This window comes from Modestobacter sp. KNN46-3 (assembly GCF_011039295.1).
Genome location: NZ_JAAKGN010000001.1, coordinates 41,056 through 64,024, shown reverse-complemented (window position 1 = coordinate 64,024; position 22,969 = coordinate 41,056). Strand labels below are relative to the sequence as shown.

The following is a 22,969-nucleotide window of genomic DNA, read 5'->3' as shown; positions in this document are numbered from 1 at the left end:
GGCGGATCAGGCAGCCCGACCGGGAGCCGCCACGTCGGTGATGCCGCCGCGGGGCATGGTGACGTCGGAGGCGACGGCCTCGTCGTGGCCCTCGTGCTTGCTCACCTTCCGGGCGATGACCGCCAGCAGGATGCCGTAGACGACCTTGGAGGTGATGTCGGCGACGGTGTAGGTGATCTGCCGGGCGACCACGCCGTCGGCGGAGTCCCAGATCGCCGGCATCAGGTAGGCGCCGGGGTAGAGCATCCAGGAGACCAGCAGCAGCCACCACACGGCCTTGACCAGCGGGCGGACCTCCGCGGGCAGCCGGCCGACGTTGCCGTACACGGTGCGGTACACCAGAGCCAGGATCACCAGGAAGAACACCGTGCTGATCGAGCCCCAGATCCAGAACGGCGCGCTGCGCTCGACCTCGTAGAACTGGCCGGCGTAACCGGTGTAGATCATCCCCAGCCCGGCGACGGTGAAGACGATCCAGCCGCGGCGGAACGCCGCACCGGTCACCCCCAGGACGATCAGCATCTGCAGCAGCAGCACCGGGACGTCGATCGTCCAGTTCATGTACCGGTAGCCGTTGGAGAACAGTGCGCCGGTCGAGCTGAACGCCTCGCCGTCCCAGCTGAAGGCGCTGTCCCACCTGAGGGAGATGACCAACAGCTCCAGGAACGCCGACAGCATCACGACCGCGGACAAGGTGGAGGACAGCTGGTACCGGGGCAGCGAGTTCTTGCTGGTCAGCAGGAAGTAGACCAGGCCCGCGGCCATCGCGGCGTAGCCGAGGGTGAAGACGTGGGACACGATCGTGTACTGGAAGAAGTCGTAGGTGAAAGTGTTCTCGACGTTCACGTCGTCTCCTGATCGGGAAGGCGGTGTCGTCGCTCTTCTGCCGTCGGCGGCACGGCGGATGCAGGCCGACTGCCCAGGACCGTGCGCCGAGCCCGCCCGGCGACGCGCGTTAGGCGGGCAGGATGCCGCGCTCGTACGCGGCCGCGACGGCGGCGGCCCGGTCGGTCACGCCCAGCTTGGTGAACACGTGCACCAGGTGCGTCTTCACCGTGGCCTCGCTGACGAACAGGCTCGCGGCGATCGCCCGGTTGGGCGTGCCCTGGGCGACCAGCCGCAGGACCGCCACCTCCCGCTCGGTCAGGTCCGTCCCGGGCGTGCCGCGCATCCGGGTGACCACCTGCGTGGCCACCGCAGGGGACAGCACCGACTCCCCGTCGGCCGCGGCATGGACGGCGGCGACCAACTGGTCGCGGGGGGCGTCCTTGAGCACGTAGCCGGTGGCCCCGGCCTCGAGTGCCGCGCGCACGTCCCGGGCGGTGGCGAAGGTGGAGAGGACCAGGACCCGCACCGGGTCATCGCACAGCGCGACGATCGCGTCCAGCCCGTCGCCCCGGGGCATCCGCAGGTCCAGCAGCAGGACGTCCGGCCGGAGCGCGCGCACCAGGGCGACCGCCGCCACCCCGTCCCCGACCTCGCCGACCACCTCGACGTCCGGCACCGCGGTGAGCATGCCGCGCAGACCGTCGCGCACCACCGGGTGGTCGTCGGCCAGCACCACCCGTACGGTGCGCCGCTCAGCCACGGGTCACCGGCAGTCGCAGCGAGACCGCCGTCCCACCGCCCGGCTCGGACTCCACCAGCACCTCGCCGCCGACCCGCTCGGCTCGCTGCCGCATGCCGCGCAGGCCGAACCGGGCCCCCGCCGTCCCGGCGCGGTCCGATCCAGTCGCCGGGAAGCCCACCCCGTCGTCCCGGACGTCCAGGAGCACCTCGTCGTCGAGGAAGGACAGCGTGACCCCGACGCGGGAGGCCCCGGCGTGCCGGGTGACGTTCGCCAGCGACTCCCCCGCCACCCGCAGGAGGACGGCCTCGGCGTCGTCGGGCAGGGGCCGGGCGGCGCCGGTGACGACCAGCTCGGCGCGCGCACCGGTGCGGGTCACCCAGTCCCGCACCAGCCGGTCCAGCGCGGCCGGTGCGTCGGCGTCGTCCAGCTGGGACGGCAGCAGCCCCTCCACGGACCGCCGGGCCTCCACCAGGGCGGAACGGGCCAGCTCGGTCGCCGCTTCCACCCGCTGCGCGACGGCTGCGGGGGCGGCGTCGTCGGTGACCGCCTGCAGCTGGGTGACCACTCCCACGAGGCTCTGCGCGATGGTGTCGTGGATCTCCAGGGCCAGCCGCTCCCGCTCCTCGTGCCGGCCCGCCTCCCGGGCGCGCTGGAGGAGCGCCGCGTGCAGCTCGGCGTTCTCGGCCAGCGCCTCGGCCAGCCGGGCGTTGGTCCGCTCCAGCTCGTCGATGGTGGCGACCCGCGCCGCGGCGAGCGCGTGCTCGTCGCGCTCCATCCGGACGAAGAACAACACGAGCCCCGCGTTGAGCGCGAACAGCCCCAGGAAGGCAGCGGCCTGGGTCCGGTCGGCCGGTGGCAGGCCGCCGGACTGCGAGCCGGCCAGGGTGAGCGCGGTGAGCAGCACGAGCGGGGTCACCAGCCGCCGCGGCGCGTGTTCGACCGTGTCGAAGTAGCCGATGAAGGCGAAGGCCCCGAAGAACGGGTTGATCCAGACCAGGACGAAGGCGGCGACGGTGCGGGCGCTCACGTAGGCCGCGCTGAGCCGGTCCGGGCCGCCCGGGCGGCGGTCCCACCGGCGGTCGACCACCCAGGCGTGCCCGGCCGCGATCGCGCCGACCAGCACCGCCGCGGTCGTCCACGCCGCCGGCCCCCGGTCGAACAGGTGCATCGAGGCGGCGGCGAGCACGGTGGCCAGGGCGAGGACCAGGTAGGGGCCGCGCCGGAGCAGGAAGCGCCACCGCACCTGGACGGCGGCCCCCGGAGCGGTCACCGGTGCCTCCCCTCCCACAGCCCGCACTGCCCGGAGCTCACTGCCAGCGGAAGCATCGCACCGCCAGGACCGCCAGCACGACAGCCCAGCCGGCGACGACCAGCACCTGCAGCAGCGTCGGCAGCTCTCCGGCCTGGGCCCGGTCCAACGCCAGCGCTGCCGCGCCGGTCGGCGTCGCGGCCACGACGTCGCGGACGAGCCCGCTCATCGCGCTCACCGGGTACCAGACACCGGCGGTGAACATGAGCGGGAAGAAGACGACGGTGCCCACGGTCGAGGCGGCCCGGGAGGAGGGCGCCGTCCCGGAGACCAGCGCCCCGATGGTGAAGACGGCGACCAGGGCGAGCAGGTAGGACAGCGCCCAGGCCGGCAGGGCGGCGGGCAGCGGGACGCCGAACGCCAGCCGGCCGACGGCGAGCACGAGGACCACCGACACCAGCACCGTGGCCGCGTGCAGCGCGACCTGGGCACCGAGCACGTGCGCGGCCCGGGCCGGGGTGGTGGCGATCCGACGCAGCACCTGGCGTTCCCGGTAGGCGCTGATCACCGCCGGCATCGCCGTGACCCCGGCCATGATCGCGGCCAGCAGGCAGGAGACCGGCACGTAGGCGGCCACGAAGCTGACCCCGCCGAACTCCGCCGACGGCTCGTCGAACCCCGGGACCAGGCCGAGGACGACCAGCAGCAGGGTGGGGAACATCAGGATCCAGAACAGCGAGCCGGGCTCGCGCAGGAACAGTCGGGTCTCGGTGGCCAGGACGGCCCGGCCCGGGCGGGCCCGACGGCTGCCGGTGGGGCGGGTGGCGGTCACGCGGACTCCTGCAGGGTGGGGGCCGCATCCTGGCGGCGGACGAGGTCGAGGTAGGCGTCGTCGAGGGTGGTGGCGGAGACCCGCAGGCCGACCGGCTCCACGCCGCGGGTCTGCAGTGCGTGGAGCACCGCGAGAACGCCGTCGTCGGTGCCGACGACCTCGAGCCGGTCACCCCGCCGTTCGACCCCACCGACACCGGACAACCCGGACAGCGCCGCCGCGGCGAGGACGTCGGCGGGAACGGTGAAGGACATGACCGTCGAGTTCGCCGAGCAGGCGACCACCTGCTCGGGCGTCCCCTCGGCGACGACGCGGCCGGCGGCCATGACGGCGATCCGGTCGCAGAGCTGCTGGGCCTCCTCCATCAGGTGGGTGACCAGCACGACCGTGGTGCCGCCGTCGCGGACCTCGCGCACCAGCTGCCAGGTGTCCCGGCGGGCCTCCGGGTCCAGGCCGGTGGTCAGCTCGTCGAGCAGCACCACCCGGGGCCGGCCGACGAGGGCGGTGGCGATCGCCAGCCGCTGCTGCTGGCCACCGGAGAGGTGGGCGTACCGGGTGTCCGCGACCTGCCGCAGGCCGAGGCGCTCGAGGAGCTCGACCGGATCAGCGGGGTCGTCGTGGAAGGAGGCCACCATGGCCACCGCCTCACGGGCGGTGAGCTTGGCCTGCAGCCCGGAGCTCTGCAGCTGCACACCCAGCACGCGGGTGACGGCGCGCCGGTCCTGCCAGGGCACGTGCCCGGCCACGCGGACCGTGCCGTGGTCGGGACGGGTGAGCCCGGCGATGCACTCGACCGTCGTCGTCTTGCCGGCGCCGTTGGGCCCGAGCACGCCGACGATCTCGCCGTCGTGCACGTCGAGGTCCACGTGCTCGACGGCCACGGCGGAGCGGTACGTCTTGCGGAGGTCGCGGACCTCGATCAGCGGCATGGCACGACACTGGCAACGGCGCCGCGCCGTGCCATCGACCGACCGGCTGGAACCATCTCCACCGATCGGCGCCCGGAGCGGCTCTCCGGCGCGGCGGCGGGCAGCGATGACTTCCGCGGCCCGGGCGGGTCCAAGGGGCAACGCCGACCGATTCGACTGGAGACCCTGTGCCCGACACCACCACCCGCGAGCACCTGTGGGCGGCCGCCCACGCTGAGCGCGCCGCCCTGGCCGACGACCTGGCCGAGCTGGACGAGGGGCAGTGGACGCAGCCCTCGCTGTGCGGGCGGTGGAGCGTCCAGGAGGTGGTGGCCCACCTGAGCGCAGCAGCCAGCACCGGGCGGGCACGCTGGCTGGTCAGCATGATCGGTGCGCGCTTCGACGCCGACGTGCACAACGCCCGACGGCTGACCGAGCACCTCGGCTCCACCCCCACCGAGACGCTGCAGCGCTTCCGCACGGTCGTCGACAGCACCACCGCCCCGTCCGGGCACACCGCCGCCTGGCTCGGCGAGGTCGTCGTCCACGCCCAGGACGTTCGCCGCCCGCTCGGTCTGCCCGGCCGGCCCCCGGTGCCCGTGGTCACCGAGGTCGCCCGCTTCTACGCCGCCCGGGACTTCGCCGTGAACAGCCGCACGGCCGCCGCCGGCCTGCGCCTCCAGGCCGACGACGGGCCCTTCGCGGCGGGTGAGGGCCCGTTGGTCACCGGCACGACCTTGGCCCTGACGATGGCCATGGCCGGACGCGCGGCCTTCTGCGAGGACCTGACCGGCCCCGGCGTGCGTGTGCTGCGAGAACGGTGCGCACGCCCCTGAGCCACGGGGAACCGCCGGACCACGTGGGGACGTTGTCCCGGGAGCCGGCACACCACCCTGGACGAGGAGCGCCATGACCACCCCGCTGCCGACCGGCCCCGCCGGCGCCCTGGACGTGCGGGCCGACGACGAGGTGACCTGGCTGCTCTCGCTCGACCCCACGGTGATCGCCGTCCTCGGTGGCGTGCTGGTGACGTTCCTGCTGATCGCCGTGCTGGCCGGGTGGCTGGTCGTCCGGCGGGTCCGGCGCAGCCCACTGGTTGCCCGGAGCCGGGAGATCGCCGCACGCAGCCGTGAGCTGGGCATGCAGGGCGCCACCGCCGTCGCGGCCCGCCGCCTGCCCCCGGGGCAGCGGCGCTCCTGTGCGGAACTGCAGCTCGAGGTGTGCCGCGCCCGGGATCGGCTGCGTCGCCAGGTGGCGACCGCGCAGGCCGCCGGCGCCCACCTCGGCGAGATACCGGACCTGATGCCGTCGCTGGAAGCCGAGGGCAGCCGGTTGGAGCAGCGCCTGCGGCAACGGGCGCTGGTGCCCGAGCCGACCGTCCGGGACGACCTGGAGCTGGAGGCCCGGGCCCACCTCGACACGCTCGCCGACGTCTGCGACGCGGTGTTGCAGGCGGAGCGGGTGGCGTCGGCGACCAGGCGGCCGACCACCGAGGTCGCCGACGCGGTCACCGCGCTGCGTGCGCACACGACCGCCTACCAGGAGCTCACGTCCCCGCCGGTGGTGCCTCCGCTGTCCCCGACCACGCAGCCGACGCCCCCAGCCCGGGAGCCCACCCAGCGGTGAGCGGCCAGTCGTTGTAATCCGGCCGGTCGTGCCCACCGGCCGGCCGGATCGCAATGGCGGCCATGATCCACCGTTGGTGCGCGTCGAGGCCGTCCCCCGGCAGGACCGCCGCACCAGGTGGTCGAGGACCCATGAGCCTTCTCCTCCTGCATGGACTGAGAGTCCGGCGAGCAGGCCTCGGGTCGCCGTCCGGACGCGGAGCCGGCCCCAGCGGTCACTGCCCAGGGGTGGGTGCGACCGCTTGGAGCGCCGTCCAAAAGGCCGCTCGCACCGCACTGGCCCCCCACGCGTTGGGCTCGATCAGATCGCAGAACCACAGGCTGCGCTCGGCGGGGCGCGGCTCCCGCCGTGCCGGGTCGCCGGCGAGCAACCCGTGACCGTGGAAGAGATCGGCGATCTCGGCCACGGCGGCGCCGTGCTGGGCCGCCACGGCTCGCAGGCCGTCATTGAGCTCCTCGATCATCGCCACCGCCTCCGCCCAGGGCGGCAGGCCCAGCCGTGCGGCGTCACCGGTGCCGTCGCTCGGGTCGTAGACGGTGCCGACGATGATCCGGCCGGACGGGGCGAGGCGTCCGGCGATCTGGGGCAGCGCGTGCGCCAGGGCGGTCTGCACCCGGGTGATCACCTGGCGCGCGGCCGCTGTGTCCCCGTACGCCCCCAGGAGGTCGTTGCCCCCGATGGACATGGTCACGAGGGTGGGGCGCAGGCGGAGCTGCGCGAACCTGGCGAGCTGGGTGTCCAGGAGCGTGCGCGTGGTCGCGCCGTCCGTGGCGAGCAGGGAGAACACCGTGCTCGGGTCGGCGGTGCGCAGGTCGCGCCCCCGCCACTCGGGGAAGTCGTCATCGCGGTTGGCGAAGAGCAGGCTGGCCCCGCCGCGGCCTGGTCCGCCGGAGTAGTCGTCGATGGAGATCGAGTCGCCGAGCGCGACGTAGTGGGCTGCGGCGTCCGCCATCCGGCCATCGTCCGCTCGGCGTCGCGAGGCCGCCTCTCGGTGGACCCGGGCTGCCCTCAGCCGATGCGGTGCGCGACCGCCCAGCCAGGGTGCCCAGGCTGTTCGTGGCCGGGCGGAGCAGCATGGGCGCGAGCAGGCTCCCGCTGCGCAACCGGAGCCAGGCGAACAGGACTCCGGCGGCGCCGGTGAACACGCACGCGAACAGCACGGCCCCGGCTCGGAGGACCGGCCCCCGGCGAGGTCGTTCGCCGCCAGGGCGCTGATCGTGGGACGGATGTGCCAGATCCCGAAGACGGCCGCGGACATCGCGAGCAGTCGCCGGAGACGACCACCTCTCGCTCCCGGTGGCGGACCGTCGGTGGGGCGGCGGCCCTCAGGGGGCCTCCGGCGTCCGGCTCGAGTGCTTGCCCGCCGACCACCCGTGGTCCTGCAGGTGCTCACCGGCCCAGCTCAGCGGCGAGCGCTCCAACTCCGTGGCCATGGTGTCGTTCCACCGGTTCAGGAACCCGAAGTTGGCGATCACAGCAACGATCTCGACGACCTGCTCGTCGTCGAAGTGGCGCTGTAGCGCGACCATGTCCTGGTCGGTGACCGCGTTCGGTGTCAGTCCGGCCCCCCGCGCGACGCGCAGCGCGGCCCGCTCCGCCTCGGTGAACAGCGGGCTGGCCTCGAACTCCCACACAGCGGCCAGCTTCTCGGCATCGGCTCCTCGCTGCTCGGCCACATGGGAGGTGTGTGCCTGGCAGTAGGAACAGCCTGCGGCAGCAGACACGATCGTGGCGACCAGCTGCTTGAGCACACCACCCACCCGGCCATCAGCCATCACCACCGCATTGAGCCGGGCGAAGGCCGCCATGACCTCCGGATGACGGGCCATCGTCAGCGTGCTGTTGGGCAGTACCCCCAACGCGGTCTCCACCGCCTGGAAGGTCTCCTCGTACTGCGGCAGGTCCTCCCGCCGCAGCGGCTGGATCCTCGACATCAGCCACTCCCTTCACGTCGACAGCGAAACCTTAGCGCTGAGGCATGTTCGGCGTGGTCTGACGAGCGCCAGCCACCGAGGACGGCGATCCCTTCCGCGACTCTGATCCGGTCACGCCGCGGACGCGGACGGAGTCATGACGCGGATCGCGAGTGGGAGGGGCGCGGTCTGGGCCACATTGGCGCCGACTCCGGACCCGCCGCCCCCGCGAGAGCGGACGATCCGGCCTGCGCGACAGGGTCATCCGGCCGACGAGCCGCGGACATGGAAAGGTCCTCGTTGCAGGACACGCCACCCGGACGGGGTCACCGGCTCCGCTCCGTCCCCGGACCCAGAGGCGGTTGGCCGCAGTTGTTCTCCTTGAGTCGGCGCCTGGCAGGCGCACTCGTGCACGCGTACACAGCGAGCGGCTCCGTGCTCGCGCTGCTCATCGTGCTGGCTGCGTTCGACGGTCACGTGGTCATGGCCCTCTGGATCGGCCTGGTCGCACTCGTCGTCGATGGCACGGACGGGATGCTCGCCCGCGGCGCGCGGGTGAAGGAGACCATCCCCTGGTTCGACGGCGCCCGCCTCGACGACATCGTCGACTACCTGACCTACGTCTTCGCCCCCGTGGTCCTCCTCTGGACGACCGGGGCCCTGCCGGATGGCGCGGCCGGGTGGGTGCTGGCCGCCCTGCCGCTGCTCTCCTCCAGCTACCAGTTCTGCCGGGTGGACGCGAAGACCGATGACCACACGTTCCTCGGGTTCCCCAGCTACTGGAACGTCGTCGCCTTCTACGTCATCGTGCTCGAACTCGACCGGGTCACCGTCGCGACCATCCTGGTCGTCTGCTCGATCCTGGTGTTCGTGCCGGTGCGCTACCTGTACCCCTCACGCACTCAGACGTTCAGACCCCTCAGCCTGGTGCTCACCGCGATCTGGATCGGCACGTATGCGCTACTCCTCCTCCAGTTCCCGTCCGTGGACCCGATCGTGGTGACCGTCTCACTCGCCTACCTCGTGTACTACCTGGCGGTCAGCGGCTACCTCACCGTTGCTGCCAGGCGCCGCCGGCGCGGTCGTGCGGGCCGCGCCGAGACACGGGTGGACGCCGGCACACCCTGACCGCCGTCCGCTGCTGCACCCCGGACGTCGACCGCCGGACACTGCCGCAAGGGACTGTTCCCGCCTGCTCGGGCCGGAGCGCCCCTCCGCGTGCACGACCCGCACCGCCGTCCCCGGCGCCTGCCGGGCTGCCCTGTCGGTGGCCCCGGCCGCCACGGCACCGACGCGAGCGGCGCTGTCGTACTGGTCGATCCCTTCGGTCACGACCCCGTCACGAGCGGTTTCCTCGGTCCGGGGCGGCGGACTCACCCTCCTGCCGCGGCTTGGCCGGGACGATCCAACAGCTTCGCCAGCAGCGAGGACAACTGCAGCTGCTCCCCCTCGTCCAGGCGGCCGAGCCGGTCGTCGGGGAAGTCGAAGGCACGCCGGACGGCGCGGTGCTCGCGGCGCCCGGCCGGGGTGATCGAGACCTGCTTGACGCGCCGGTCCGCCGGGTCGGGCACCCGGGTCACCAGTCCGCGGGCCTCCAGTCGGGCGACGAGCTGGGTGACGTTGGACGGGTCGCAGAGCAGCTCGACGGCGAGCTCCCCCATCGACCGCTCCCCCATGGTCAGCTGGCCGAGCAGGCAGGCCTGGGCAGCGCTCAACCCGACCGCCTGCGCCGCACGGTCGTACGCCGCGTCGTAGGCGTACACGAAGTCCCACACCTGCTGCTGCAGCGTGCTCTCGTCGTCTGCCACGGCGCCCAGGTTACTTGATGGACTGAAGTAGTCGTGCCACCATGACGGCAGGAACTTGAGTGACTCAATCAATTGGAGGAGATCCAGATGGCGGTCGAACACGGGAGCACGGCGACCACCCGCGTCCTGGTCACCGGAGTGCGCGGGAAGACCGGCGCCCCACTGGCGGAGCTGCTCGTCGCCCGGCCGGGCGTCGAGGTGCTGGGCGGCAGCAGCAACCCGGAGACGGTCGACGTCGCCGGGGTCCGGCCGACCGAGTTCTCCTGGGACCGGCCGGCCGGCTGGCCAGCGGAGACCGACGGCGTCGACGCGCTCTACGTCGTCCGGCCCGATCGCGCGGACGCGCCGGAGCTGATCGGCGCGCTGCTCGAGGTGACGCCGCCCCGGGCGCACGTCGTCCTGCTGTCGGAGCAGGACGCCGACCACACCGGGCCGGCCGGGTGGGCGCCGCGGGCCGAACGGGCGGTGCGCACCGGCAGCCACAGCTGGACGGTGCTGCGGCCGAGCTGGTTCATGCAGGTGCTCACCGACCCGCGCTTCTACCTCGACCAGCTCACCGGCACCGACGAGCTGCCGTTCGCCAGTGGGGGCGCGAGCCTCGCGTGGATCGACGCCCGGGACATCGCCGCCGTGGCCGAGCGAGCACTGCTCGACGAGGGGCACGCCGGTCAGGTGTACGAGCTCACCGGTCCGGCGGCGCTCTCGCTGCCCCGCACCGCGGAGCTGATCTCCCGGGCCACCGGGCGCCCCATGACCCACCGGGAGATCACCATCGACCAGGCGCTGGCCGGCACCGAGGGCTTCGAGCGGGAGATCACCGCAGTGACGTTCGAGCGCGTGCAGGCCGGCAGCTTCGCCGTCGTGACCGACGCCGTCCAGCGCGTGACCGGGCGTCCGGCCCGAAGCCTGGAGAGCTTCCTCGCCGACGCGCTACCCGTCCTGCGGCGCGCCGCCTGACCCCGGTTTGGGGCGTCAGTCTGCTCGACCACGTTCAGTCGGCCACTTGCCGTTCCGGCAAGGATCTTTGCGTCAGCGTCGGATACCGGGCCATCGTGCCCAGGGCACACCGACGGGGAGGACCAGGACATGTCCGAGCAGGCAGTACGGCGAGAGGGCGGCGACCCAGCCGGCCACGACTTCGACGAGGCGTACTGGGAGGAGCACTGGCAGGGCCGGGCCGCCGGCCCCGAAGCGGTGCACAGCATCCCGCCGAACCCGCACCTGGCCCGCGAGGTCGGCGTGCTGGTGCCGGGGACGGCCCTGGACGCAGGGTGCGGCGCGGGCGCCGAAGCGCTGTGGCTCGCCGCGCACGGCTGGCAGGTCACCGCAGCCGACATCTCGGCCGCGGCACTGGCCCGCGCCGCTGACCGGGCGGCATCGAGCGGGGTCGCCCAGCGCGTGCGGTGGTTGCAGGCCGACCTGAGCAGCTGGGCGCCGGACACGCAGTTCGACCTGGTCACGACCTCCTACGCCCATCCGGCCATGCCACAGCTGGAGTTCTACGACCGGATCGCCGGGTGGGTGGCCCCTGGCGGCACCCTGCTCGTCGTCGGGCACCTGCACGCCCACGCCGCCCAGGAGGAGGGCCACCAGCCGCCCGCGGACGCGTCGGTCACCGCCGCCGTCGTCACCGCCCGGCTCGGCGACGCGGAGTGGGACGTCGTCACCGCCGAGGAGCTGCAGCGCACGCTCACTGCTCCCGACGGCCGCACGAGGAGCCTCCGGGACGTCGTCGTGCGCGCCACACGACGCGCCTGACCAGTTCCGGGCGCGAAGGGGCCCCGGACGATCCAGCCCCCACGGCAGGCATGCCGTGGGGGCTGGATCGTCTGGTCAGGTCAGACCGGCGGGGCCGGTCGAGCTGCTCAGTTCGTGCGACGGCGGCCGGTGAGACGGCCGAGGAGCCGCTTGAGCAGGTTCGCCTTGATCAGTCCGGACACGATCCCCATGTCTGTTCCTCCTCCGGGTCGACTGGACCAGCCACTACCCAGCATCGGCCCGGTCCATGTCCCGGCCTGCGCAGACGCCCGCACGGTCAGGCGCGCACGCGGTTGCGCGGCCGACGGCGGCGGGCGAAGAACCGCTCCACCCGGCGCCACCGGTTCGGCGTCTTCTCCCGGTCCATCACCTCGGACTCGGCCAGCGCGCGGTCGACCGTGCCGAGCTCCGGCGGCTCGAACACCACCAGCGAGCGGCCGGTCGGCCGGCGCAGCCGCTCGATGCCGCGCACGAGCGAGCCGGTGTCGGTGATCGCGGCGGCGACCTCGTCGGGCGTGCACGCCAGGTGCTCGGCCAGCAGCCGGTGCCGGAAGTCGACGATGGTCGCGGCCACCCGGTCGGCCCCCGGCTGTCCCTCCACCGCCTCGATCGCCAGGTCGCACTCGGTGTCCAGGCCCATCGACCGGTTGTTCAGGTTGCTGGACCCCAGCCGCAGCAGGCGGTCGTCGACGACGGCCACCTTGGCGTGCACGTAGATCGGCTCGCGCTGCTCGGTCACCGGACAGTAGAGCCGGAACCGGTCGTGGACGTCGGCCTCGCGGATCAGCTCCAGCACCCGGGCGCGCGCGGTCCCCATCGCCTTCTCCGAGAGCCAGCCGTCGGCGGTCCACGGGTTGAGCACGACGACGTCGGGGCCGTCGGGCTCGCGCAACCGCTCGGCGATCGCCTCGGCGATCCGGCGGCTGGCGAAGTACTGGCTCTCCACGTAGATCGAACGACGGGCCGCGGCGATGCCGGCCAGCCACAGCAGTTCGATCTCGTGGACCAGCTCCATGCCCCCGTGTTCCGGGCGGGTGCGCGAGATCGCGACATCGACGTCGGTGAGCAGCGGCTCGACCTCCGCGGGCCAGCACTCCCGTCCCTCCGGCAGCGGCTCGAGCCGCTCCCCGGTGCCGCTCTCCCACCGCGTACGGGCGAGCTCGGCGACGGCACGAGCGGCGGGCCCGGTCAGCATGCTGGTCGCGTCGTGCCACGGTCCGGCGAGGCGGCCCTCCGCGCGTCCGGCGGCCGGCGACCGCCGGTGCGGGTTGCTGTCGGCGTGGTCGGAGGTGTCCCAGCGGTCGGCGGTGACGTCGATGCCGCCGGTGAAGGCCAGGCAGTCGTCGACGACCACGATCTTCTGGTGGTGCGCGCCCCCGACCGGGTGGTGGGTGTCGATGGCCAGGGTGAGGCGGTCGGAGGTGCGCCGGTCCAGCAGCACGATCGGCTGCAGCCCGCGGCCGAGCGCGCGCACCATGCCCAGGTCCCACTGGAGGACGCCGATCTCCAGCTGCGGGTTCTGCTCCACCGCCTGCTCGAGCACGGCCCCGAGCCGGTCGTCCTTCGGCCGGCCACCGGCCAGCGGGTCCAGGCGGATCCGCGGGTCGAAGTCCCAGCCGATGAACAGCACCCGCCGCTCTGCGCGCAGCACGGCTCGCTTGAGGGTGGCGAAGTACTCGGCCGCGTCGACGAAGACGGCGAAGCGGGTGGCCCGCTCGATCCGCCAGCAGGTCTCCCCCGGGATCAGCAGGGCCGCGCCCTGCTCCGGCCGTCCGGCGTTCCCGCCACGGGGGGCAGGGAGCCCGACGCCGGGGTCGGTGTCGGGGTCGGTCGTCGCCTGGCCGTCGTCCATCACGTCGGGAGTGTGCCCGTCGTCCCGCACGGCACCAAGGACCGACTCCCTCGAACCGGGGACACGGCCGCGCAGCGCCGCCGTCCCGCGGCAGCAGAACTCGGCTGCTGATCGGCCCGTCGGCTGCGAGGGTGCTCCCGACCGGCTGCGGCGCGACCGTGGACCACTCCGAGAGGCAGGAGGACCGATGGACGGGGACACCGACGCCACGGACGACGTGCGGTCGCTGCGCGCGGCGCTGCGCACGGAGCTCGTGACCGCGATGAGGTCGCGCCGGGCCGACGCCGTCGCCGCGCTCCGCAGTGCCCTGGCCGCGATCGACAACGCCGAGGCCGTCGTCGCGCCGGGGACCGCGACCGGCGCCACGAACGCACACCTCGCCGGCACCCGGACCGGGGTCGGTTCCACCGAGGCGGACCGCCGCGCCATGTCGATCGGCGACGTCCGCGCCCTCATGCGCGCAGGGATCGCGGAGCGCCGGACCGAGGCCGACCGCTACGACACCCTCGGGCAGCACGAGGCCGCCGGCCGGCTCCGGCGCGAGGCCGAGGTGCTCGACCACCTCGCCGACGGGTGACCGCACCCCTCCGTGCCAGGCGGCCCGGCTCGACGCCCGACTGCGCGGTCGACCGGCCGTCAGCGGCGGGCGAGGACCGCCATGGCCACCGCGCACCCCCACCCGGCCACCACCACCGGGGTCTCGACCGGGTCGAACCCGCCCGGGCTGACCCGGAGGCGGGTGCAGCGCTCGCTCAGGTAGCCGAACGTCAGCCCGGTGCCGAGCCACCGGAGCACCCAGCGGGCCCGGCCGTCCGGCCCGCGGAGCAGCCGGGCGGTCGCCCAGACCTGCGGCCCGAGCAGGTACGGCGGTGCGCTGAAGGCCGTGCCGAACCAGAGCCAGTCCCGGACGAGGTGGTCCGGGCTCCCCACCAGGAAGGGGACGTCGAAGTGCCGGCGGCGGCGCAGCGCGACGACGTGACCGGCCAGCTGAGCGGCCAGCTGGATCGCCGAGACGGCCAGGAGCGTCGATCGCTGCACCATGCCCCCGCACGGTAGGGCGCCCGGGCCGTCCAGCGACGGCTCAGCTCAGCTGGTTGATCCGGATCAGGTTGCCCGTCGGGTCGCGGAAGGCGCAGTCGCGGACGCCGTAGTCCTGGTCCGTCGGCTCCTGGAGCACCTCGGCGCCACTGGCCTCGATCTTGCCGAAGGTGCCGTCGAGGTCGTCGGTGCCCAGGGTGAGTGCGGCGTAGTTGCCCTTGGCGATCAGCTCCAGGACGGTGCGGCGCTCGTCCTCGGTGATGGTGGGGTCGGCGGCCGGCGGGTGCAGGACGACGGAGGTCTGCGGCTGGCCGGCCGGACCGACGGTGATCCAGCGCATGTCCTCGTAGCCGACGTCGTTGCGGACCTCGAAGCCCAGGACGTCGCGGTAGAAGGCCAGCGAGGCCTCCGGGTCGGTGTGCGGCAGGAACGCATAGTGGATGGTCAGGTTCATGGCGTCGACGCTAGGGCCGGCACCGGCGCCCGGGCTTCTCGATTCCTGACCGGTCTGGTCACCTGTTTCGCCAGGCACGGCGGGATCCCCGCGCTCCCCCGGACGGCCTGCTCGCGGTAGACGCTCGGGGGCATCCCGACCAGTTCGGTGAAGCGGGTGCTGAAGGTGCCCAGCGACCCGTAGCCGACGGCGAAGCAGACCTCGGTCACGCTGAGGTCGCCCCGGCGCAGCAGCGTCATCGCCCGCTCGATCCGCCGGGTCATCAGGTAGGCGTACGGCGACTCCCCGTAGGCCCGCTTGAACTCCCGGCTCAGGTGCCCGGCCGACACGTGCACCCCCCGGGCGAGCGCGTCGACGTCCAGTGGCTGGGCGTACTCGCGGTCGATCCGGTCCCGGACCCGGCGCAGCAGCACCAGGTCGGCCAGACGCTGCTCGGAGACGGGTCCACCGGCCATGACCAAGATCGTAGGGACGCGCCGGGACAGCACAAGCCTCCCGGCGCAGGAGGCTGCGGTGGCCCCGCCGCAGCGGGCCGGGAGCGTGTTGGTAGAACCGGCCGGTGAGCACCGAGGCGACGCTGTTGCTCACCCTCGACCTCGTCGGGACGTTCGCCTTCGCGTTGAACGGTGCGCTGACCGCGCTGCGGGTGACCCGGCTCGACATCGTCGGCGTCGTCACGCTGGGGATGACCACGGCCCTCGGGGGCGGGATCATCCGGGACGTCCTGCTCGGCAGCCTGCCGCCGGCGACGTTCAGCGACTGGCGCTACCTGGCGGTGGCCGCCGTCGGCGGGCTGGTGGCGTTCGTCTTCGGGCCCGGGCTGGACCGGCTGAACACCCCGATCACGGTGCTGGACGCCGCGGGACTGAGCCTCTTCGCGGTCACCGGCGCCGCCAAGGCCCTCGCCCTGGGACTCGGCCCGGCGCAGGCGGTGCTGCTCGGTGCGCTCACCGGCGTGGGTGGCGGCACGCTGCGCGACGTCCTGATCGGACAGGTGCCGTCGGTGTTCCGCAGCGGCCTGTACGCGATCCCGGCGCTGCTCGGGGCGACGGCCACCGTGGTGGCCATCCGGCTCGACGCGTACGGGGTGGCCACCGCCGTCGGCGCGGCGGTCCTCTGCTTCACCGTCCGGATGCTCGGTGTCCGGTTCGGGTGGAACGCGCCGATGCCCCGGACACCGCGCGCGCAGCGCCCGCACGGCGGCTGACCGACCGGGTGCGCTCACGTCCAGGGCCCGGCTCGACGAGGTGGTCGAGCCGGGCCCTGGACGTCAGCCGCTGGTCTGCGTGAACAGCCAGTCGCGCAGGGCCGCGATCTCGTACGCGGGCTGGAAGGACGCCATGTGCTCGCTGTTCATCGGGCCGGAGGCCGAGCCGTTCGCCGCGAGGACGGTGCCCTCGGCGAAGGTGGCGAAGTTGATGCTGCTGCCCTCGGCGAGCAGTTCGGCGGCCGCCGCCTCCAGTTCATCGGCCGACCAGGTCGCGTCCCACTCGGTGACCGCGCTGTAGTCGACGCCCGCCGCATCCAGCATCGCCTGCACGTCGGCCTGACCACCGGAGGCGTTGCGTCACCGGCGGCGGTGTAGATGAACTTCTCCCCCACCAGGTTGTAGGACATCGTCGTGCCGGTGTCCGGGTCGGTCTAGGTGAACTGCTGGAACTGGCCCGCCACCTCCGCCACCAGGCTCTCCAGGGTCGGGCTCTCGGTGGTGGTGTCGGTGGTGGTGCTGGTGGTGGTGTCAGCCGCCGAGGCCGAGACAGAGGACGTCGCAGCGGCGCTCGCGGTGGACTCCGTGCTGGCTCCGCAGGCCGCCGTCCCGAACAACAGGGAGGCGAGGACTCCGGCGACGAGGAGGCGCTGGGGGCGGGATGTGTTCATGTCAGTGAGCGTGCTGTGGATCTGGTGACCGACTGGGCGCTCCCCATGCTCTCCCTGCGAGCCCGCGCCGGTGTCCGAGGCCACGAGTTGACCTGAACGTCACATGAGGGTCTTCCGTTGAAACGTGACCTGGGGCACTCTGTCCGCCACACCGCGCGGCCACTCCCCTCGCCGCGCACCCCCATTCGTCAACATCCGTAGACGTTCCGAGGTGCAGCCATGACCACCACCCAGCTCCAGCTGACCCATCCCCTGGACCCCGTCCAGCCCGCGGAGATCGAAGAGGTACGGCGGATCACCGCCGCGGCCGGCCTGGTCGCCGACAGCACCCGGTTCGTCTACGTCGGCCTGCAGGAACCGCCCAAGCAGGAGGTGCTGGCGCACCGTCCTGGGCAGCCGGTCACCCGGCGCTTCCGGGTCCTGCTCCTGGACCTGGCGTCACAGGTCTCCCGCGACGTGGTGGTCGACGCGACCGCCGGCGAGGTCGTCTCGGCGGTCGAGCTGGACACCGCCACCTCCGGCCAGCTCCCGGTGCTGGACGAGGAGTTCGAGCTGGTCGAGCAGCTGCTGTCCACCGACGAGCGGTGGCTGGCCGCCCTGGCGGCCCGGGACCTGGACGTCGCCCAGGTCCGGGTGGCCCCGTTGTCGGCCGGCGCCTACGAGGAGTACCCGGACGAGGCGGGGCGCCGGGTCCTGCGCGGGCTGGCGTTCCTGCAGGAGACGCCCACGGACTCGGCCTGGGCACACCCGATCGACGGGCTGGTGGCCTACGTCGACACGATCAACCGGGTCGTCGACCAGGTCATCGACACCGGCGCCGTCCCGGTGCCCGCCGGCTCGGGCAACTACGACGACCCGGCGGTCAGCGGCCCGCCGCGGACCACGCAGAAGCCGATCGAGATCACCCAGCCCCAGGGGTCGAGCCTGACCCTGGAGGGCAACGTGCTCACCTGGGAGAAGTGGTCGCTGCGCGTCGGCTTCGACACCCGCGAGGGCCTCGTGCTGCACCAGATCGGATTCGACGAGGGCACCGGCGTGCGGCCGATCGTCTACCGCGCCTCGATCGCCGAGATGGTCGTCCCCTACGCCGACCCCAACCCGGTGCGCTCCTGGCAGAACTACTTCGACACCGGCGAGTACCTGGTCGGCCGCTACGCCAACGCCCTCGAGCTGGGCTGCGACTGCCTCGGCGACATCACCTACCTGGACGCCGTCATCGCCGACGAGCAGGGCAACCCGCGCACGCTGCCCAACGCGGTGTGCATCCACGAGGAGGACTACGGGATCCTCTGGAAGCACACCGACCTGTGGAGCGGATCGCAGCAGACCCGCCGGCAGCGGCGGCTGGTGGTCTCCTTCTTCACCACCGTGGGCAACTACGACTACGGCTTCTACTGGTACCTCTACCTCGACGGCACCATCGAGTTCGAGGCCAAGGCGACCGGCGTCGTCTTCACCTCCGCGCACGCCGGCGGCGACTACCCCTACGCCTCGCAGATCGCCCCGGGGCTGGGCGCACCGCTGCACCAGCACCTGTTCAGCGCCCGCCTGGACATGACGGTCGACGGCATCGCCAACCGGGTCGACGAGGTGGACGTCGTCCGCCTCCCGATGGGGCCGGACAACCAGCGCGGCAACGCGTTCACCACCTCCTGCACCACCCTGGCCACCGAGTCCGCGGCCCAGCGCGACGCGTCCCCGGCCACCAACCGGGTCTGGCACGTCGTCAACCCCGAGCGGCTCAACCACGTCGGCCAGCCCGTCGGCTACGCCCTGTTCCCGGAGGGCCTGCCGACGCTGCTGTCGGACCCGGACTCCTCGATCGCCCGGCGGGCGGCGTTCGCCACCCGGCACCTGTGGGTGACCCGCTACGACGCCGCCGAGCGGTACGCGGCCGGGGACTTCGTCAACCAGCACAGCGGGGGCTCCGGGCTGCCGGAGTACGCCGCGGCCGACCGGGACATCGACGGCCAGGACCTGGTCGTCTGGCACACCTTCGGGCTCACCCACGTGCCTCGGACGGAGGACTGGCCGATCATGCCCGTCGACTACACCGGCTTCCGGCTCAAGCCGTTCGGCTTCTTCGACCGGAATCCCACCCTCGACGTGCCGGCCTCGACCTCCGCGCACTGCACCGGCGGCGCCAGCTCCTGCTCGGGTGCGGAGGCCTCCGGTGAGTGAGCGCCCGACCACCTCGAACGGCCCGACCGCGCTGACCTCCCCCGACCGGCCGGCCGGGCGGGGCAGCGACGGCGAGCAGCTGAAGTCCGGCCGGCTCGGCGTCCTCGGCATCGTCTTCTTCGTCGTCGCCGCCGCGGCCCCGCTGGTCGGCATGACCGGCGCCGTGCCGGTGGCCATCGCGGCCGGCAACGGCGCCGGCGCCCCGGGCGCCTACGTCGCCGTCGGGATCGTCCTGCTGGTGTTCGCCTCCGCCTTCTCGGCGATGAGCCGGGTGGTGACCAACACCGGCGCGTTCTTCGCCTACGTCGGCCGCGGCCTGGGCCTGTCTGCCGGCGTCGGCTCGGCGTTCGTCTCCGTGTTCGCCTACCTGACCATCCAGCTGGCGGTCTACGGGTTCTTCGGCGGTCTGATGGCCGGGCAGATGGACGCCACCTTCGACATCGACGCCCCCTGGTGGCTGTGGACGCTCGCCGCCTGGGCTCTGGTGCTCGCCCTCTCGCTGGTCAGCGTCGACGTCGGCGCCAAGGTCCTCGGCACGCTCATGGTGCTGGAGCTGCTCAGCCTGGCCGTCGTCGCCGTCGCCGTCATGCTCGAGGGCGGCGGCCCCGACGGGGCGAACCTCGTCGAGTCCTTCGCCCCGCAGAACGTCTTCGTGGGCGGCCTGGCCGGCTCGGCCGGCATCGCGCTGGCGTTCGCGTTCGCCTCCTACATCGGCTTCGAGGCCACCGCCATCTACGGCGAGGAGAGCAAGGACCCCGAGCGCACCGTGCCGCGGGCCACCTACGCCGCGGTCGGGCTGATCACCGTCATCTTCGCGGCGGCCTCCTGGGCCGTGGTGAGCGGACTGGGCACCGACGACGTCGTCGCCCGGGTGCTCGAGGAGTCCTCGGTGGACGGCGTGCCGCTGGCCGACCCGGCAGCGGTGCTGTTCTCCGTCGCCGCCAGCTACGTCGGCGACTGGCTGGCCACGGTGATGAGCTGGCTGGTGCTCTCCAGCCTGTTCGCCGGGCTGCTGGCCTTCCAGAACTGCAGCGCCCGCTACTTCTTCTCCCTCGGCCGGGCCGGGGTCTTCCCCGGGGCGCTGCAGAGCACCAACCGGCACGGCGCCCCCGGCATCGGGGCGATCGTGACCAGCGTCCTCACCGGCGCGGTCATCGTGGTCTTCGCCCTCGCCGGCCTGGACCCGGTGCTCAACCTCTTCTACTGGTCCTCCGGGATGGCGGTCATCTCCGTCGTGCTGGTGGAGATCCTCGTCTGCCTGGCCGTCCTGGTGCACTTCCGCGGGACGGGGCGCGGGGGCCACTGGTGGTCGACGCTGGCCGCACCCGTGCTCGCCGCCCTCGGCCTGGCCACCGGGCTCTACCTGCTGATCGGCCGGTTCGGCCTGCTGGCCGGCACCGTCCCCGAGGGAGTCGACCCCACCGTGACGGCCTGGCAGCTCAGCGCCACCGGCTGGACGCTGGTGCTGCTGCCCTTCGTGCTCTTCCTGGTCGGGCTGGTGGTCGGCGCGGCGCTCTCCCGGGACGCCGACCAGCGCCCGGCGCTGCGCGACGTCGTGGGCTGAGCCGTGACCGCTCATCTGGTGGTCTGCGGCGCGGGTGCGGGACTGGCGATGATCGGGCACTTCCCCCACCGGCCGGGGCTGTGGGTGCCACACGCCCTGGGACTGGCGGCGATGGTGCTGGCCTGGTGGCCCGCCGCCCGGCCGCTGGGCGAGCCGGTGGCGCTGCTCGCCCTGGCGGCCGTCCTGGGGTGGCAGCTGCGCCGGGTGCGGACGCGGTGCGCCCGCTGGTCCGGTGCGGTCGACACCGCGGCCATGGCCGCGCTCATCGCGCTCGCCGGCGTCGACGGCGGGACCGCGGTGGCGGGGGTGCACGGCACACACCACGGGGGCGCCGCGGGCACCCTGCCCTACGCCGTCGCGGTCCTGGTGGTCTGGCTCGCCGTGCGGCACCTGACCCGCGAGGGCGTGCTGCGCGACCGGGCCGGGGACGTCCCGGCGCGGCCGGAGCGTGCCGGGCGGGCACTGGGGGCCCTCCGGTTCTCCGGGGGGCTGGTGATGCTGTCGGGGATGACCGCGATGCTCATCTGAGCACCCCCCGCGTCCCGAGGAGCCCCGTGCCGAAGATCGTCGACCACGCCGCCCGCCGCACCGAGATCATCGAGGCGGTGTGGTCGCTGATCGTCCGCAAGGGTTTCATCGCGGTCACCATGCGGGAGCTGGCCGCGGAGGCCGGGTACGCCAACGGCGCGCTGGCCCGGTACTTCCCGGACAAGGACGCCGTGCTCCGGGCGGCGTTCCAACGGGCGTTCGACGCCACGAACGAGCGGGCCCGTGCCGCGATCGGTGACGGTGGCGGGCTCACCGCGTTCCGGCTGCTGTGCCTGGAGATCATGCCGCTGGACGAGGTCCGGCTCGCCGAGGCCCGGGTGGTCATCGGCTTCTGGGACTACGCCGCCGGCCAGCCGGAGCTGGTGGAGTTCTACGACAGCGCCATGGAGACCTGGCGCGAGGAGATGCGGATGTACCTGGGCCAGGCCCGGGCCGCCGGCGAACTGGCACCGGGCCGGCCGCACGACCGGATCGTCGACGCGGTGCTCGCGCTGACGATGGGGATGCAGATCAACGCCTGCTTCTCCCCCCGCCACAACACCCCGGAACGCCAGACGGCCGTGCTCGAGGACTTCCTCGCCACGATCAGCCGCCCGCCCTCCTGAACTGCGCCGCCCCGGCGAGGAGCTGGGGCGGCGCGGTCCGGCGTCAGTCGAAGACGATGACGCCGCGGATGTTCTTGCCGGCGTGCATGTCCTCGTAGGCCTCGGCGACCTGGTCCAGGGTGTACTCCCTGGTGACCAGCTCGTCGAGCTTCAGCTGACCGGCCTGGTACATGCGCAGCAGGGCGGGGATGTCGTGCCGCGGGTTGGACTCGCCGAACAGCGACCCCTGGAGCCGCTTTTGCATGAGCGTCAGGTCGCCGAGCGCGATGGGCGCGCCGGTGGCGGTGATGTCGCCCAGCCCGGTGAGCACGACGGTGCCGGCCTTGCGGATCGCGGCCAGCGCCTGGGCCACGTGCTCGCCCTGCACCACGCCGATCGTGATGATGACGGCGTCGGCGCCCTGCCCGTTGGTGATCGACCGGGCGTACTCGGTGGCCTCCTCGATGCCGGCGAAGGCGTGCGTGGCGCCGAACTCCTTGGCCTTCTCCTGCTTGAACGGGGCCGGGTCGACCGCGATGACCGTGCTGGCGCCGGCGTGCACCGCACCCTGCAGGGCGTTGGCGCCGATGCCGCCGATGCCCATCACGATCACCGTGGCGCCCGGCTTGAGGTTCGCCGAGCGGACCGCCGAGCCCCAGCCGGTGGGCACCCCGCAGCCCACCAGGGCGGCGGACCTCAGCGGGACGTCCTTGCTGATCTTCACCACCGAGTCGACCGAGGCGGTCGTGTACTCGCTGAAGGTGGAGATGCCGCACTGCTGGCCGACGGGGTTGCCGTCCTCGGTCATCCGGAAGCTGGTCGGGTCCTCGGCCCGGGCGCCGGTGAGCAGGGAGGCACCCAGGTCGCAGAGGTTGCTCTGCCCCTGGGCGCACGGCTCGCAGTGCCCGCAGGCGGGCAGGAACGAGAAGACGACGTGGTCACCGACCTCGTAGCCGGGGGTGTTCGGCCCGACCGCGGTGACCACACCGGCACCCTCGTGGCCGCCGACGTAGGGGTAGACGGCGACCGGCACGTCCCCGGTGGCGACGTGGTCGTCGGAGTGGCACAGCCCGGACGCGGCGAGCTTGACGGTGACCTCGCCCTGGCGTGGGTCGTCGAGCTCGACGGTGGCCGTCTCGTAGGTGCCGGGTGCCTTGCGGACGAGCGAGACGCGGGTGGTGACGGGCACGGGGTGCTCCTCTCCG

The 22,969-nt window shown here is 73.2% G+C and carries 26 protein-coding genes; 11 read left to right on the top strand and 15 right to left on the bottom strand.

Annotated features, from left to right (window positions below; genetic code table 11):
• Window positions 1-6 precede the first annotated feature (6 nt).
• From G5C62_RS00335 to G5C62_RS00315, 5 genes are all read right to left on the bottom strand, one after another.
• Window positions 7-846: a bacteriorhodopsin gene (locus G5C62_RS00335; RefSeq protein ID WP_164699685.1), complete on the bottom strand. Its 840-nt coding sequence runs from the start codon at window positions 844-846 to the stop codon at window positions 7-9.
• A gap of 109 nt (window positions 847-955) precedes the next feature.
• Window positions 956-1,588 carry a response regulator transcription factor gene (locus G5C62_RS00330; RefSeq protein ID WP_277424748.1) on the bottom strand — a complete coding sequence of 211 codons (633 nt, stop codon included), beginning with the start codon at window positions 1,586-1,588 and terminating at the stop codon, window positions 956-958.
• Complete coding sequence (locus G5C62_RS00325) at window positions 1,581-2,840, bottom strand: sensor histidine kinase (RefSeq protein WP_241175639.1); 1,260 nt, start codon at window positions 2,838-2,840, stop codon at window positions 1,581-1,583. Before G5C62_RS00325 ends, G5C62_RS00330 begins: the two co-directional genes overlap by 8 nt.
• Window positions 2,841-2,877: 37 nt before the next feature.
• Window positions 2,878-3,651, bottom strand: coding sequence for an ABC transporter permease (locus G5C62_RS00320; RefSeq protein WP_164699684.1), 774 nt, complete (start codon window positions 3,649-3,651; stop codon window positions 2,878-2,880).
• On the bottom strand, window positions 3,648-4,580 hold the full coding sequence (locus G5C62_RS00315; RefSeq protein ID WP_164699683.1) for an ABC transporter ATP-binding protein: 933 nt from the start codon (window positions 4,578-4,580) through the stop codon (window positions 3,648-3,650). The genes G5C62_RS00320 and G5C62_RS00315 overlap by 4 nt, the downstream gene beginning before the upstream one ends.
• A gap of 167 nt (window positions 4,581-4,747) precedes the next feature.
• On the opposite strand from G5C62_RS00315, the gene G5C62_RS00310 reads away from it, so the two are divergent.
• Both G5C62_RS00310 and G5C62_RS00305 read left to right on the top strand, forming a co-directional pair.
• Entirely contained in the window at window positions 4,748-5,395 is a 648-nt protein-coding gene (locus tag G5C62_RS00310; protein WP_164699682.1) for a maleylpyruvate isomerase family mycothiol-dependent enzyme, read from the top strand.
• Between the two features lie 73 nt (window positions 5,396-5,468).
• Window positions 5,469-6,185: a hypothetical protein gene (locus G5C62_RS00305; protein WP_164699681.1), complete on the top strand. Its 717-nt coding sequence runs from the start codon at window positions 5,469-5,471 to the stop codon at window positions 6,183-6,185.
• Between the two features lie 214 nt (window positions 6,186-6,399).
• Here G5C62_RS00305 and G5C62_RS00300 read toward each other — a convergent pair whose 3' ends face one another.
• Window positions 6,400-7,137 (bottom strand): SGNH/GDSL hydrolase family protein, encoded by a 738-nt coding sequence (locus G5C62_RS00300; protein ID WP_164699680.1) that lies wholly within the window; start codon window positions 7,135-7,137, stop codon window positions 6,400-6,402.
• A 373-nt stretch (window positions 7,138-7,510) separates the two neighbouring features.
• Window positions 7,511-8,119, bottom strand: coding sequence for a carboxymuconolactone decarboxylase family protein (locus G5C62_RS00295; protein WP_164699679.1), 609 nt, complete (start codon window positions 8,117-8,119; stop codon window positions 7,511-7,513).
• A gap of 387 nt (window positions 8,120-8,506) precedes the next feature.
• On the opposite strand from G5C62_RS00295, the gene G5C62_RS00290 reads away from it, so the two are divergent.
• On the top strand, window positions 8,507-9,226 hold the full coding sequence (locus G5C62_RS00290) for a CDP-alcohol phosphatidyltransferase family protein (RefSeq protein WP_241175638.1): 720 nt from the start codon (window positions 8,507-8,509) through the stop codon (window positions 9,224-9,226).
• Window positions 9,227-9,471: 245 nt separating this feature from the next.
• Here the strand turns inward: G5C62_RS00290 and G5C62_RS00285 are convergent, their stop codons facing one another.
• A complete protein-coding gene (locus G5C62_RS00285) occupies window positions 9,472-9,906 on the bottom strand; it encodes a MarR family winged helix-turn-helix transcriptional regulator (RefSeq protein ID WP_241175637.1) in 435 nt (144 codons plus the stop codon).
• An 87-nt stretch (window positions 9,907-9,993) separates the two neighbouring features.
• Between G5C62_RS00285 and G5C62_RS00280 the strand changes: the two genes are divergently transcribed.
• Together G5C62_RS00280 and G5C62_RS00275 are read left to right on the top strand one after the other, a co-directional pair.
• Window positions 9,994-10,863 carry a nucleoside-diphosphate sugar epimerase gene (locus tag G5C62_RS00280; RefSeq protein WP_164699677.1) on the top strand — a complete coding sequence of 290 codons (870 nt, stop codon included), beginning with the start codon at window positions 9,994-9,996 and terminating at the stop codon, window positions 10,861-10,863.
• Window positions 10,864-10,992: 129 nt separating this feature from the next.
• Complete coding sequence (locus G5C62_RS00275) at window positions 10,993-11,664, top strand: bifunctional 2-polyprenyl-6-hydroxyphenol methylase/3-demethylubiquinol 3-O-methyltransferase UbiG (protein WP_164699676.1); 672 nt, start codon at window positions 10,993-10,995, stop codon at window positions 11,662-11,664.
• Window positions 11,665-11,941: 277 nt separating this feature from the next.
• Here G5C62_RS00275 and G5C62_RS00270 read toward each other — a convergent pair whose 3' ends face one another.
• Window positions 11,942-13,516 carry a phospholipase D-like domain-containing protein gene (locus G5C62_RS00270; protein WP_164699675.1) on the bottom strand — a complete coding sequence of 525 codons (1,575 nt, stop codon included), beginning with the start codon at window positions 13,514-13,516 and terminating at the stop codon, window positions 11,942-11,944.
• Window positions 13,517-13,703: 187 nt separating this feature from the next.
• Here G5C62_RS00270 and G5C62_RS00265 point away from each other — a divergent pair, with 187 nt between their 5' ends.
• Window positions 13,704-14,093, top strand: a complete 390-nt coding sequence (locus tag G5C62_RS00265) for a hypothetical protein (protein ID WP_164699674.1) — start codon at window positions 13,704-13,706, stop codon at window positions 14,091-14,093.
• Between the two features lie 59 nt (window positions 14,094-14,152).
• Here G5C62_RS00265 and G5C62_RS00260 read toward each other — a convergent pair whose 3' ends face one another.
• Genes G5C62_RS00260 through G5C62_RS00250 form a run of 3 tightly spaced genes read right to left on the bottom strand, consistent with a single transcriptional unit; the run spans window position 14,153 to window position 15,463 of the window.
• Window positions 14,153-14,557, bottom strand: a complete 405-nt coding sequence (locus G5C62_RS00260; protein ID WP_164699673.1) for a hypothetical protein — start codon at window positions 14,555-14,557, stop codon at window positions 14,153-14,155.
• Window positions 14,558-14,597: 40 nt separating this feature from the next.
• Window positions 14,598-15,008: a VOC family protein gene (locus tag G5C62_RS00255; RefSeq protein WP_036336119.1), complete on the bottom strand. Its 411-nt coding sequence runs from the start codon at window positions 15,006-15,008 to the stop codon at window positions 14,598-14,600.
• Window positions 15,005-15,463, bottom strand: coding sequence for a helix-turn-helix transcriptional regulator (locus G5C62_RS00250; RefSeq protein WP_036336120.1), 459 nt, complete (start codon window positions 15,461-15,463; stop codon window positions 15,005-15,007). The genes G5C62_RS00255 and G5C62_RS00250 overlap by 4 nt, the downstream gene beginning before the upstream one ends.
• Window positions 15,464-15,567: 104 nt before the next feature.
• Here G5C62_RS00250 and G5C62_RS00245 point away from each other — a divergent pair, with 104 nt between their 5' ends.
• Complete coding sequence (locus G5C62_RS00245) at window positions 15,568-16,215, top strand: trimeric intracellular cation channel family protein (protein ID WP_036336121.1); 648 nt, start codon at window positions 15,568-15,570, stop codon at window positions 16,213-16,215.
• A 63-nt stretch (window positions 16,216-16,278) separates the two neighbouring features.
• On the opposite strand, the gene G5C62_RS00240 is transcribed toward G5C62_RS00245, so the two are convergent.
• Together G5C62_RS00240 and G5C62_RS00235 are read right to left on the bottom strand one after the other, a co-directional pair.
• Complete coding sequence (locus G5C62_RS00240; protein WP_164699672.1) at window positions 16,279-16,539, bottom strand: hypothetical protein; 261 nt, start codon at window positions 16,537-16,539, stop codon at window positions 16,279-16,281.
• Between the two features lie 110 nt (window positions 16,540-16,649).
• The gene (locus G5C62_RS00235; protein WP_164699671.1) at window positions 16,650-16,886 is read right to left on the bottom strand and encodes a hypothetical protein; all 237 of its coding nucleotides are present in this window, start codon (window positions 16,884-16,886) and stop codon (window positions 16,650-16,652) included.
• A gap of 219 nt (window positions 16,887-17,105) precedes the next feature.
• Between G5C62_RS00235 and G5C62_RS00230 the strand changes: the two genes are divergently transcribed.
• From G5C62_RS00230 to G5C62_RS00215, 4 genes are read left to right on the top strand one after another with little or no spacing between them, the layout of a single operon-like run.
• Window positions 17,106-19,067 (top strand): primary-amine oxidase, encoded by a 1,962-nt coding sequence (locus G5C62_RS00230; protein WP_164699670.1) that lies wholly within the window; start codon window positions 17,106-17,108, stop codon window positions 19,065-19,067.
• Window positions 19,060-20,631, top strand: a complete 1,572-nt coding sequence (locus tag G5C62_RS00225; protein ID WP_206330411.1) for an APC family permease — start codon at window positions 19,060-19,062, stop codon at window positions 20,629-20,631. The genes G5C62_RS00230 and G5C62_RS00225 overlap by 8 nt, the downstream gene beginning before the upstream one ends.
• A 3-nt stretch (window positions 20,632-20,634) precedes the next feature.
• Complete coding sequence (locus G5C62_RS00220) at window positions 20,635-21,159, top strand: DUF5134 domain-containing protein (RefSeq protein ID WP_164699669.1); 525 nt, start codon at window positions 20,635-20,637, stop codon at window positions 21,157-21,159.
• A 26-nt stretch (window positions 21,160-21,185) separates the two neighbouring features.
• A complete protein-coding gene (locus tag G5C62_RS00215; RefSeq protein WP_036336128.1) occupies window positions 21,186-21,785 on the top strand; it encodes a TetR/AcrR family transcriptional regulator in 600 nt (199 codons plus the stop codon).
• Between the two features lie 43 nt (window positions 21,786-21,828).
• On the opposite strand, the gene G5C62_RS00210 is transcribed toward G5C62_RS00215, so the two are convergent.
• Window positions 21,829-22,953, bottom strand: a complete 1,125-nt coding sequence (locus tag G5C62_RS00210) for an NDMA-dependent alcohol dehydrogenase (protein WP_036336130.1) — start codon at window positions 22,951-22,953, stop codon at window positions 21,829-21,831.
• Window positions 22,954-22,969 lie beyond the last annotated feature (16 nt).